This is a genomic window from Sphingomonas zeae (assembly GCF_014197135.1).
GTDB classification, from domain to species: domain Bacteria; phylum Pseudomonadota; class Alphaproteobacteria; order Sphingomonadales; family Sphingomonadaceae; genus Sphingomonas; species Sphingomonas zeae.
On the sequence record NZ_JACIFA010000001.1, the window covers coordinates 607,526 to 619,503 of the forward strand.

Sequence of the window (11,978 nt, forward strand, 5' to 3'; positions counted from 1 at the left end):
GCCCATCATCATGTCGGGGCGGGATATCATGAAAAATTTGAAGATCAGCGGAAAGTTGCTCGTGGCGTTCGGGATCCTGGGCAGCGCACTGCTCGTGATGACCGTGCTGTCGATCATAAGTCAGCATCAACTCAACGAAGCGGTTGAAAATCTGGGCCGTAGCCGCCGCGACAAGCTGGTGGCGATCGCCAATCTCAACACCGCAACATCGGATTATCGGGGCTATGAGGCCGCGATGATCCTGGCGGAAGATGCCAACAGCCTCAACGCGATGGACCGGGTCGTCAAGGAACGCGTCGCGATGATCGACAAGAATGTCGAGTATCTCAACCTCAATTTCAAGGCGCCCAAGGCCATCGCGCAGTTCGGCGTGTTCAAGGAACGTTGGGGGGCGTTCATGGACATGTCGCGCAAGACGGTGGCGCTGGCGCGTCAGGGACAGGACCGCGAGGCACTGGCCAGCTATCGGGCCAGCCAGCGCGTATTCGATCGCGCCAATGCCGACGCGGCCGTGATGCAGGACATCCAGATCGAACTGATGGACAAGGAGATGGCGGCGGCAAGCACCGACTATATCTGGTCGCGCAACGCCTCCATTGCCATTTCGGTCATCGTCCTGGGTCTGGCCGGCTTCCTGCTGATGACGTTGATCCGGGGCATTGCCAACCCGCTGTCGGCGATGACGATCGTGATGCGGCGGCTCGCCGCGGGCGATCTGAATGCCAAGCTCGAGGTCGATCCGCGCCGCGACGAGGTCGGGCAGCTGGCCGAGGCGATGGTCGCGTTCCGGGACCAGCTTGCCGGGGCGGAGCGTGCCAAGGCCGAACAGACCAATCTGATCGTCGGCAGCATCGGCAGCGGGCTCGCCGCGCTGGCCCAGGGCGATCTGACCAAGCGGATCGACGCCGAGCTCACCGGGCCGTTCGAAAAGCTGAAGCATGACTTCAACAACGCCATGGAGGCGGTGTCCGCGACGCTGAGCGCCGTGAACGCCAGCGCGCAGGGGATCACCAACGGCGCCGCCGACATCCGCGAGGCGTCGGACGATCTGTCGCACCGGACCGAGCAGCAGGCCGCCAGCCTGGAGGAAACCGCTGCGGCGATGCACGAGATTACCGAGACGGTGCGCGAAACCGCGGAAAATGCCAAGCGCGCCAACCAGGTCGTCACCGAGACACGCACCGACGCCGATCAATCCAGCGAAGTGGTGCGCAAGGCGGTCGAGGCGATGCATGGTATCGAACGCTCGTCGAGCGAGATCAGCGAGATCATCGCGGTGATCGACGGCATCGCCTTCCAGACGAACCTGCTGGCGTTGAACGCGGGCGTCGAAGCGGCGCGCGCGGGTGATGCGGGCAAGGGTTTCGCCGTCGTCGCCTCCGAAGTGCGTGCGCTGGCGCAGCGCTCGGCGGATGCCGCCAAGGACGTCAAGGAACGGATCACCGCCTCGACCCAGCAGGTCGATACCGGGGTGCAACTGGTCGCCCAGGCGGGCAGCGCGCTGACCCGTATCACCGGGCGGATCGGTGAAATCAATGCACTCGTGTCCGACATCGCCTCGGCCGCGGCGCAACAGGCGACCGGCTTGCAGCAGGTGAACACCGCCGTGGCCGAGATGGACGGCGTGACCCAGCAAAATGCCGCGATGGTCGAGCAGGCCACCGCTGCCGCGCGCAGCCTGTCCGAGGAAACCGGCAACATGACCCGCCAGGTCAGCCGCTTCCGCCTGACCGACGGCGCCATGTCGGGCCATGCCGCCCCGCCGGCGCATCACTCGCCGGTTCACCAGTTGCAGGCCCGCGTGGCGCAGGCGACCCCGCGCATCGCCGCCGCCCCGCGCGTGGCCCGCGCCTCCAATGCGGCGGTCGCTGTCGACGACGACTGGTCGGAGTTCTAAACGGCCGAATTCCTCCCCCCTCAAAAGGGGGAGGAATAAGGACACAGGGGCGGGGCTGACAAAGCCCCTCAAATCCGGCCGATCACCATGCCCGCGCGGATCGCCTGTCCTTCGATCAGCGTCTCGGTCAATCGCATTCCCTTGGGCAGGAACAGGATGATGGTCGAGCCATGCTCGAACCAGCCCATTTCCTCCCCCTTGGCGATCCGGGCCGAGCAGGCCCGGCGACCGGGGCCATGTTCGCGCAAGGTGCGTTCGGTGTCGAGGCAATGGAGGCGGATGCTCGCCACCAGGATCGCCGCGACCGGCACGATCAGCAGCGGCAGGCCCGACACCAGGGTACGCGCCTCGATGACCGCGCGCTCGTTGCGGCAGAATAGCCGCTCGACCCGCTTGAGCGCGATCGGGTTCACGTTCCAGCAGTCGCCCGACAGATAGGACACGCCTTCCACCGCGATGTCGGCGGGTGCGTGAAATCGATGATACATGCCCGCAGTGAGCCGGAGCGTAATGAACGATCCGTCGCGGAACCGCTCGACCAGTGCGGGGTCGGGGATCAGGTCGCCCAGGCGATAGGGAAAGCCCTTCACCTGATAGAGCCGGTCGTCCTCGATCCGGCCATGCGCGCCGACCAGCGCGTCGCAAGGGCTGGCGATCGTGTCGGGATCATTGTCGAAGGTACGTGCTCCGTCACGCAGCGGCCGGACGAACCCGTCGCGCAGCGACTTGAACCGCGTCGTCCGCGCATCCGACAGGTCGACCCCGGCGAAGAATTTCCACAGCGCCAGGCTGGGTCTGGCGATCAGCGGATGCTCGATCCGGGCGATCCGGCCGACCGCCTTGGTCGCGAATCGACGCGGCAGGCGATTGGTGACGAGGAAATTGATGTCCTCGTTGAGGAAGAACCGCATGATGGGTCCGCGCATTGTCATGCCTCCGTCATGGGTCCGCGGTCAAAGGCCGCATGAACCCGATTCTCACTGGCCTGCTGGCCGCTTCCGCCGGTGCCGTCGCCCTGACGAAGGGACATCGGCGGCTGACCCTGTCGCGCGCCAAGCATCCGGGACTGGGCGGGCATGTTCGTATGGCCAAGCGCATCGCCGGACAGATTCCCTTTTATAGCTATGGAGAGGACCGCTTCTTCCGCGTCGACGATGCCCCGGATGCCGTAGCGGACCAGCGCCGCGCCGGGTTCGAGCGGCTGGGCGCGCTGTTTGCCGAACGATTCGCCCAGACGCTGGCGCTGACCAAAGAGACGCGCGCGGGCCTGTCCGACCTGCAATTCACCGGCGCCTACCGAGTGCCGTTCCAGTTTCGCGAGAAGGTGCGCACGACGTTGGCGACCGGCGCCTTTTATCAGCGGTCGGAAGGCCCGATCCTGGTCGATCTGGACGGCAACAGGCTGATCGATCTGACGGGGTCCTATGGCGTCAATCTGTTCGGCAACGAATTCTACAAACAGACCATGGCCGAGGGGGCGGCGACCGTCGCTGATCTGGGCGGCGTGCTGGGATCGTTCCATCCGGTCGTTGCCGACAATGTCCGCCGCCTGACCGCTCTGTCGGGCATGGACGAGGTGTCGTTCCACATGTCGGGGACCGAGGCGGTGATGCAGGCGGTGCGTCTGGCCCGTTATCATACCCGGCGGCCGCGTCTGGTGCGGTTCGCCGGGGCCTATCATGGCTGGTGGGGCGATGTGCAGCCGGGGATCGGCAATCCCGTCGCAGCCGATCGGACGTTGACGCTGGCCGACATGTCCGAGCGGACGCTGAAGGTGTTGGCAACGCGCAAGGACATCGCCTGTGTGCTGGTCAATCCGCTTCAGGCCATGCACCCCAATGGCTCGGCGCCCTCGGACGGCCAACTGGTCGATGGTGGGCGCAAGGCGGGGGCGGATCTGGTCGCCTATCGCGAATGGCTGCACCGGCTGGCCGCGACTTGCCGCGCCAACGGCATCGTCCTGATCTTTGACGAGGTGTTCATGGGCTTCCGCCTGGCGAAAGGCGGAATGCCGGAATATTTCGGCGTAAGGCCCGACCTCATCACCTATGGCAAGACGCTGGGCGGCGGCTTGCCGGTCGGCGTGCTGTGCGGTCCGGCGCATCTGATGAAGCGTTGGCGCGAGGATCGTCCAGTCGACATCTGCTTCGCGCGCGGGACCTTCAACTCGCATCCCATGGTGATGGGGGCGATGAATGCCTTTCTGCGCCGGCTGGAGACGCCCGAGGTGGCGGCCCTCTACGATGGACTGGACGAGCGGTGGAATGCGCGCGCCGCGATGTTCAACGCACGGATGGCACAGGCCGGGCTGCCGCTGTCGGTCGCGCATGTCCAGACGATCTGGACCATCCTCTACTCCGTCGCCTCGCCCTATAACTGGATGCTGCAATATTATCTCCGGGCGCAGGGCTTGGCGTTGAGTTGGGTCGGGACCGGGCGGCTGATCTTCAGCCTGGACATCGACGACACCCTGTTCGCGGATATTTGCGACCGCTTCGTTGCAGCGGGACAACAGATGCGTGACGATGGCTGGTGGTGGACTTCGCCGGACGCGCCCAGCGACCTGAAGGCCGCGAACAAGGCGATCCGGCGGCGGATTTTGAAGGAATCGCTGGCGGTGCGGTTGGGGCGGGGCTGAGCCTCTCCCGTTTCACTGCTCCCCCTCCCGCAGGCGGGAGGGGGTTGGGGGGGAGGGCAGGGTGTCTCACTGAGATCGTCGCCTGTGGCTTTGCCCTCCCCCATCCCCTCCCGCTTGCGGGAGGGGAGCGGCCAGACGAGAGGTTGGAAAATAAAAAGGGCGGCGGTCCTCCTCGAACCGCCGCCCTGTTCGTCAAACCCAAGCCGCGCGTTACGCCGCCTTCAAATCCTCGAAATCATCGACATCGTGATGATCCATCCGCTCCCCCTTCATCAGGCGGCGCGGAGCGCTTCTGTACATTTTGAAGTCGTTGAACGGATCGGTGACGATCTTGGTCGCCCAGACAAGGCCGGTCTCCAGATCGCGCTTCGCCCAGAGCTGCATCACCCGCACGATAATTGCGCTGATCCCCAGCCCCAGCCAGCCGATGCCGACATGGCGCAGATAGCCCATGAAGCCGTCCGGATATTCCAGCGTGCCGAACAAGGTTGGCTGGACCAGCAGCACCAGCGGAATCGCGCCCCATATGCCCATCAGCACATATTTGCGGGCCAGATTATAGCCGACCTTGATCTCTTCCTTATGCTCATGCGTCGCCTTGTTCACATGGTCATAGCCCTTGGGCTCGAAGAAGAAATGCCCGGCCTGGCGGCTGGTCATCGCCACACCCCAGCCAAGCAGGCTGGCCACCGCCGGGTCAATGAACAGTAGCACATAGGCGGTCAGGAAGGTGCAGGCGCTGACGAAGTGCAGGCTCTGGTTGACCAGGCTATGATGATAATAACGATGATCGTCCCACCGCTGTTCGGCGAGCTGCGCGCGAAAACCAGTCATTGGCCGTGTCCTTGGGGCTGAAATGCGGGCTGGGGCTGGCGCTTGGCGAAGCGGACCAGCGAGAAATGGCCGAGCGGGGGCAGGGGACGGCTTTCGACCAGTTCCACGTCGCCGCGCGTCGCCGCCCAGTCGGTGTAGCGCTCGAACGGAAAGTCGGTGCGAAACCCCAAGCGGCTGGTGATCGGCATCAGCGTCTTTTCGATCCGCCCGCGCAGACCGTCGCCAGCGCCGACCCGCGTCGTGATGACGATCTCGCCACCGGGGCGGCAGATGCGGGCGAACTCGTCCAGCGCCCGTTCCGGGTTCGGCACGGCGGTGATGACGTACTGGGCGACCACCACGTCGAAGCTGTTGTCGGCGAATTGCAGCGCCTCGGCATCGCCATAGGCGATCTGCTCGACATGGGTCAGCTTGCCGCTGCGCACCCGTTCGCGCGCCTTGTCGAGCATGGGCTCGGACAGGTCGACGCCGACAATGCGGTTCTTGCTGGAATATTGGGGAAGCGAGATGCCGGTGCCGACCCCCACTTCGATGATGCGGCCGCCGATCCGCTCTGCGGCGACGATCGCGGCGGAGCGCCCTTTCTTGAAGACGGGGCCGAAGACCAGATCATAGACAGGCGACCAGCGGTCATAGGCCTTGGTGACGCTGGCGGTACTCATCTGCGTTGCCATCGAAGGGGCATCCCGTTGAACGACGATGCGATCCCTGTTCGCAGCGGGCGGTGACAGTTTCACGACAAATGTCATGCGGTTTGCGAGATTTTCGCAATAGCGCAACGAATATGTCATCGTTCGTGCATGAATATGTCGCATATCGCATATATGTAGCAAGATAGAGGCGCTGTTCCGATTTTGGGAATGGCCCGATGAGCTCATGTCTGTGTCGGCAATGCTGGCGCGACGATGACCTATACTGTCTCTATTCTTTCAAGCGGATAGTTCGCGATTCGATGAGCCTCGCTCACCGACTTGCAATGGCGTGGCAGGGTTCGGCCTCCCTGCCCGATGGGAAAGGCAATCGACCTTCGGCTGACGCTCGTCATTCGCGTGGCGAATTTTCCCATCCATATGGCAAAATTTGCCACGCATTAGCATCTCGCACAGTTACAGAACGACATAAGTGATTGAAATAAAACGATTCATGTGTATGGCATGACTAATGCAGTAACTCACTTGTCGGGATGACCCGGCATCTAGGGAGTTACCACCATGTTGCTGACACTGCTGATCGCATCGACCCTGTCCGCCGCTCCGGCCCATGAGCCCGTCGAGCCGAACACCATCACGCTGAACACCGTGGCCGTTGCCACCACGGGTGGTCAGTCCGCCGCCGTGCCGTCGAAGACGACCCGCTACTGCGCCGTCGGGCAGATCACCGGCTCGCATATTCCGGTCAAGATTTGCCGCACGGCCGACCAATGGATCGCCATGGACGGCGAACTGCCCACCGGCCGCATCGCGCGCCGCTAAGCCTTGAAAAGCGGAGATCCATCATGATGTTCACCCTGCTCGCCGCCGCTGTCGCCCTGTCAGCTCCTTCTCCACGCGAAGACGTCGCCAAGCCCGCCGCCCCGGGCGTCGAGGCCGCCGCGCTGCCAACGGCTCCTGCCGCCGAGGCCAAGCCGACGCGCTATTGCTTCCTGAATGTCGAGGAAGATCACATCATGCGCGGCAAGGTCTGCATGACCCGCAAGCAGTGGATGTGGCACGGCGTCGACCCGCTCAACTATCTCGGCCGGAACAAGTGACGCACGGGAAACGGGGCCGCCATTTCAGGACGGCCCCACCCGGCGCGAATCAGCCCAGATCGCGCGAATAGACGTTATAGGTCTTGTTGACGTCGCTCTTGATGGTCTCGGCGATCGAGCGCATCCCCTGGTTGTCGTCGAGGATCCAGCCGATCTCGCCGCGCGACGCGCCGTAACGCTCGACCGAGGCGCGGCGGATATATTCGATCATCATGAAAGCCAGCTGGCTGGCCATGCGCGACGCCTGAAGCTCCTTGACCACGCCCATCAGCGGCACGCGCATCGTCCGCACCTTGGGCGCGCGCAGCCACAGCAGCAGCTTGGCCCAGCCGAAGGGGAGCAGGCTGCCGTTCAGCGGTTTGATCGCCTCGTTCAGGTCGGGGAGGGTGATCATGAACGCCACGGGCTTGCCGTCCAGCTCGGCGATGCGGATCAAGTCGTTGAACACGATCGGTTTCAGCTTGACGCCGACATCCTTAACCTCGGGTGGGGTGAGGGGGATGAACCCCCAATTGTCCGACCACGCATCGTTCAGGATGCTGAGGATGATCGCGGCCTCTTCGTCGAACTTGGCCTTGTTCACCTCGCGGATGCGGATACGCTCGTTCTTCTCGCCCGACTTGATGATGCGCTGGACGATCGGCGGGAATTCCTGCGTGATGTCCAGCTCATAGGTGAAGAGCTGCTTGATGACGCCGTACCCGGCCGCCTCGATCCAGCCCTGATATTCGGGGCGGGCATGGCCCATCATGATCGTCGGATCCTGATCGAACCCCTGGACCAGCAGGCCCGGTTCTTCCCAGACCGATTGCGAGACGGGACCGACCGCGCGAGTCATGCCCTGATCGCGCAGCCAGCCCTCGGCGGCGGACAGGAGGGCGCGGAACACATCCTCGCGCGTCGCATCCATGAGGCCCCAGAAGCCGACCCCAGGCCCGAAGCCCTGTTCGGGCGACATCTCCAGCGCCAACGTGTCGAGATGCGCCGAAATGCGCCCGACGACCTTGCCATTCTCCTCCGCCAGGAACAGCTGCACCTTGGCATGGCTGTACCAGCCATTTTTTTCCGGCGTGATGAGCCCCAGGGCTTCGGTCTTCAACGGCGGGACCCAGTGCGGATCGTTGGCATAGATGGAGAAGGGGACGTCGACGAACGTCTTGCGATCGCGCTTGGACGAAATGGGGCGGATGGAGACAGTCATGGGCGATGCGGTCCGAACAATGGTATCGCGTCCGTACCTAACCGTCTGCGTCGATCATAGCGAGTGAGGATTCCGTCACACCCCTTGGTGGGAATGCCACCATGTCGCCACTATGTTGGGGCAAAGGATAGACCCATGGAATCGACGCTTTCTCTCGATCGGGCCTCGGCCAACGCCGCCGTCGCGCCCGCGCCCCGTGTCCCGATTGCGGACGACAAGGCGATGCTGCGCGCTGCGGCAGAGCTGACCCGCGATCTGATCGCGCCACGCCCTGGCCTGTATTGGGCCGACATGGTGGGCAGTGCGCTGATCGGCTATGCCGCGCTGGCGGTGGCAGTGACGGCCTCGTCGGGCGGGGTGACGGTGGTGGCCTCGGTCGTGGCGGTGCTGGCGCTCTACCGCGCCCTGCTGTTCATCCATGAAGTCAGCCATATGAAGCATTCGGCGCTGCCGCGTTTCCGCGAGGGCTGGAATGCGCTGGTCGGTGTGCCGATGCTGACCCCCGCCTTCATGTATGAAGGGGTGCACAATCTCCATCATGCCAAGACGCGCTATGGCACCGCCGAGGATCCCGAATATCTGCCGCTTGCGCTGATGAAGCCCTGGACGCTGCCGGCGTTCATCCTGGTGTCCGCGCTGGCGCCGCTGGGGCTGCTGATCCGCTTCGCGATCCTGTCGCCTTTGTCCTGGATCGTGCCGGGGCTGCGCAAGATCGTGGTCGAACGTTATTCGGCCCTGGCGATCAATCCGCAATTCCGTCGCCGTATGCCGGAGGGCGAGGCGTTGCGCCGCTTCAACCGCACCGATACGGCGGCCTCGATCTGGGCGATCGCGCTGATCGCGATGGTCGCGATTGGGATCATTCCGGTGCGCGGCTTCGCCATCGGCTTCGTGATCGGCTCGGCGGTGGCGGTGCTGAACCAGGTCCGCACGCTCGTCGCCCATCTGTGGGAGAATGAGGGCGAGCAGATGACGGTGACCGCGCAGTATCTCGATTCGGTCAACGTCCCGCCGCCCGCGCTGCTGCCCGGCCTGTGGGCGCCGGTGGGCCTGCGTTACCACGCGCTGCATCACCTGCTGCCCTCGCTGCCCTATCATGCGCTGGGCGAGGCGCACCGCCGGATCAGCGCGGCGCTGACCCCGGACTCGCCCTATCACAAGGCGAGCTACACGGGGCTGCCGACGGTGATGGCGAAGATCGGAATGAGCACCATTCGCCGGGGGAAATAACCCCTCGGCGTATGGCGAAGAGCAGAGCGTGTGCTTCGGCCACGGTCCGTGAGAATGCCGGGCAGGGGGCGTGGATCGGGCTTACGCCCTCATTCTTCCGTCCGGAACAACACCGCTTCTCCGATCAGGAAGAAGAGCAAGATCGGCGCCCAGGCGGCCAGAAACGGCGGGTAGGCCCCCAGGTCGCCCATCGCCATCGAGAAATTGTCCGCCACGAAATAGGCAAAGCCCAGCGCCATGCCGATGACGGCGCGCACGAACAGCTTGCCCGACCGCGCGATACCGAACGCCGCGACCGCGCCCAGCAGCGGCATCAGCATCGCCGACATCGGCGCGGACAGCTTGTGCCAGAGCGAACCCTCCAGTGACTTGGTCGGGCGTCCCGCCTCGCGCAGGTCGGTGATCGCGCTGGACAGAGCGCCGAAGGACAGGTTGTCGGCGCTGACGCTGGCCAGCGTCAGCTGTTCGGGCGTGACGCCGCGTCCGATGATCAGCGACGGGTAGTTGGTCAGCTTGCCCGACTTTACCTCGAACCGGGTCACCGGGCCGATCTTCCAGCCGTCGCCCGCGCGAACCCCCCGCGGGGCACGCACGATCGCCTGAAGACTGCCGCCGGCGCGGTCGTACAATGTGACGCCGCCCAACTGGATCCCGGTCCCCCGCCCCTGGATCAGGTCGACCGAAATCAGGTCGTCGCCGTCGCGGACCCAGACATTGGACCGATCGCCGCTATCGATGGGCAGGGGGCCGTATTGCACCTTCTGCCAAGCGCTGAGCGTCGCACTGGCGCGCGGCACGATCCGGTCGTTGAAGACGAAGCTGAACGCCGCGACGCCCGCGCTGGCGATCAGCAGCGGCGCGAGTACCTGATGCGCCGACATGCCCGCCGCCTTCAGCGCGATGACCTCGGAATTCTGGTTCATCGTGAAGAAGGTCAGGATGGTGCCGAGCAGCACCGAGAAGGGCAGCAGGAACGAAATGATCTGCGGCGCGCGCAGCGAGACATAGCGCCATACCTGCGCCTGGCCATTGCCCGGCGCCGCCAGCACCGCGCCGGATTCGCTCAGCACGTCGAGCGTCTGGAGCACCAGCGCCACCGCGAACAGGATGGCGAAGGTGCGGACCAGGAACATCTTCGCCATATAGATGGCGATCGTTTTCGACGGAAAAATGTTGGACAGGCTCATGCCGTATAGGCCTTTTTGCGGCGGCGGCCGGGCAACCAGCGGCCGATCGCCTTGACGAGCTTGGCGACCCCACGCTCCAGCGCGCCGATCGGCTGGCCGCCGGGCACATAGGCGGTGACATAATACATCCAGAGGACCAGCCCCGCGAACACCGCGAACGGCGCCCATAGCGCCAATAGCGGATCGACCTTGCCCAGCGCGCCGATATCGGCGGCATATTGGTTCACCTTGAAATAGGTGACGAGCATCACGATCGACAGGAATACGCCCAGCGCCGAGGTCGATCGCTTGGGTGGAATACCGAGCGACACCGCGAGCAGCGGCAGCAGGAACATCGTCACCACCTCGACCACGCGGAAGTGGAATTCGGATCGGCTACCCGCCCGGGCCTCCGCACTGCGCGCATCCTGACCCAGCTTGGCCAGCTCGGGCAGGGTGAACTCCAGATCACGGCCGCCGCGTTGTCGGAAATTATCGAACTTGGGCAGGTCGATCGGCAGGTCGTGGCTGGAGAAGGTCAGCACGCGGGGCGCCTTGAATTCCGGCCGGTTGTGGATCAGCGTGCCGTTGGTCAGGCGAAAGATGATGACGTTGGGATCGTCCGTCGCCAGAAACCGCCCCCGCTCCGCCGTCACGCCGATCCAGTCGCCCTTGGATGTGTTGGCGTGGACGAAGATGCCCGACAGGTCGCGGCCATTCTCGCGGCTTTCCTCGATGCGCAGGGTCATGCGGTCGCCCAGATGGGTGAACTCGCCGACCTTGATGGACGCGCCCAGCGCGCCGGTACGCAGCTCGTAGCGCAGGCCTTCGTAATAATAGCGGGCGACGGGCTGGATATAGCCGACGATCGCCAGGTTGAGCGCGGCCAAGACGATCGCGTACATGTAGGGCACCCGCAGCAATCGGGTATAGCTCATGCCCACGCCGCGCATCACATCCAGCTCGGACGAGGTCGCCAGGCGGCGAAAGGCGAGCAGAATGCCCAGCATCAGCCCGATCGGAATGCCCAGCCCCAGATATTCGGGCAGCAGATTGGCCAGCATCCGCCACACCACGCTGATCGGCCCGCCTTCCGTCGCGACGAATTCGAACAGGCGACGGATGCGGTCGAGCACCAGCAGCATCGCCGAGATGAGCAGCGTCGCGAACAGCGGCAACGCGATCAACCGGGCCATGTAGCGATCGATAGATTTCATGCCGGGGACATCACTCGCGCGATAAAACGGCCATGGCTATACGGG

At 64.3% G+C, this 11,978-nt stretch carries 11 protein-coding genes; 5 read left to right on the forward strand and 6 right to left on the reverse strand.

Features of this window, described 5'->3' with window-relative positions; all coding sequences use genetic code 11:
- Nucleotides 1-28: 28 nt before the first annotated feature.
- Nucleotides 29-1,897 carry a methyl-accepting chemotaxis protein gene (locus GGR45_RS02940; protein ID WP_175314063.1) on the forward strand — a complete coding sequence of 623 codons (1,869 nt, stop codon included), beginning with the start codon at nt 29-31 and terminating at the stop codon, nt 1,895-1,897.
- Between the two features lie 68 nt (nt 1,898-1,965).
- Here GGR45_RS02940 and asd read toward each other — a convergent pair whose 3' ends face one another.
- Nucleotides 1,966-2,823, reverse strand: a complete 858-nt coding sequence (gene asd, locus GGR45_RS02945; protein ID WP_246357999.1) for an archaetidylserine decarboxylase — start codon at nt 2,821-2,823, stop codon at nt 1,966-1,968.
- 38 nt (nt 2,824-2,861) lie between these two features.
- Here asd and GGR45_RS02950 point away from each other — a divergent pair, with 38 nt between their 5' ends.
- Complete coding sequence (locus tag GGR45_RS02950) at nt 2,862-4,535, forward strand: aminotransferase class III-fold pyridoxal phosphate-dependent enzyme (RefSeq protein ID WP_175314066.1); 1,674 nt, start codon at nt 2,862-2,864, stop codon at nt 4,533-4,535.
- Between the two features lie 210 nt (nt 4,536-4,745).
- Here the strand turns inward: GGR45_RS02950 and GGR45_RS02955 are convergent, their stop codons facing one another.
- Nucleotides 4,746-5,369 (reverse strand): hypothetical protein, encoded by a 624-nt coding sequence (locus GGR45_RS02955; protein WP_175314068.1) that lies wholly within the window; start codon nt 5,367-5,369, stop codon nt 4,746-4,748.
- Complete coding sequence (locus tag GGR45_RS02960) at nt 5,366-6,031, reverse strand: class I SAM-dependent methyltransferase (protein ID WP_246358000.1); 666 nt, start codon at nt 6,029-6,031, stop codon at nt 5,366-5,368. The genes GGR45_RS02955 and GGR45_RS02960 overlap by 4 nt, the downstream gene beginning before the upstream one ends.
- Before the next feature lie 549 nt (nt 6,032-6,580).
- Between GGR45_RS02960 and GGR45_RS02965 the strand changes: the two genes are divergently transcribed.
- Both GGR45_RS02965 and GGR45_RS02970 read left to right on the forward strand, forming a co-directional pair.
- Nucleotides 6,581-6,841 carry a hypothetical protein gene (locus tag GGR45_RS02965; RefSeq protein WP_175314072.1) on the forward strand — a complete coding sequence of 87 codons (261 nt, stop codon included), beginning with the start codon at nt 6,581-6,583 and terminating at the stop codon, nt 6,839-6,841.
- Nucleotides 6,842-6,864: 23 nt separating this feature from the next.
- Nucleotides 6,865-7,119: a hypothetical protein gene (locus GGR45_RS02970; RefSeq protein ID WP_175314074.1), complete on the forward strand. Its 255-nt coding sequence runs from the start codon at nt 6,865-6,867 to the stop codon at nt 7,117-7,119.
- Between the two features lie 49 nt (nt 7,120-7,168).
- Here GGR45_RS02970 and GGR45_RS02975 read toward each other — a convergent pair whose 3' ends face one another.
- Nucleotides 7,169-8,320, reverse strand: coding sequence for an N-acetyltransferase (locus GGR45_RS02975; protein ID WP_175314076.1), 1,152 nt, complete (start codon nt 8,318-8,320; stop codon nt 7,169-7,171).
- Between the two features lie 135 nt (nt 8,321-8,455).
- Here GGR45_RS02975 and GGR45_RS02980 point away from each other — a divergent pair, with 135 nt between their 5' ends.
- On the forward strand, nt 8,456-9,550 hold the full coding sequence (locus GGR45_RS02980; RefSeq protein WP_175314078.1) for a fatty acid desaturase family protein: 1,095 nt from the start codon (nt 8,456-8,458) through the stop codon (nt 9,548-9,550).
- 89 nt (nt 9,551-9,639) lie between these two features.
- Here the strand turns inward: GGR45_RS02980 and lptG are convergent, their stop codons facing one another.
- Both lptG and lptF read right to left on the reverse strand, forming a co-directional pair.
- Entirely contained in the window at nt 9,640-10,737 is a 1,098-nt protein-coding gene (gene lptG, locus GGR45_RS02985) for an LPS export ABC transporter permease LptG (protein ID WP_175314080.1), read from the reverse strand.
- On the reverse strand, nt 10,734-11,933 hold the full coding sequence (gene lptF, locus GGR45_RS02990; protein WP_175314082.1) for an LPS export ABC transporter permease LptF: 1,200 nt from the start codon (nt 11,931-11,933) through the stop codon (nt 10,734-10,736). The genes lptG and lptF overlap by 4 nt, the downstream gene beginning before the upstream one ends.
- Between the last annotated feature and the right edge of the window lie 45 nt (nt 11,934-11,978).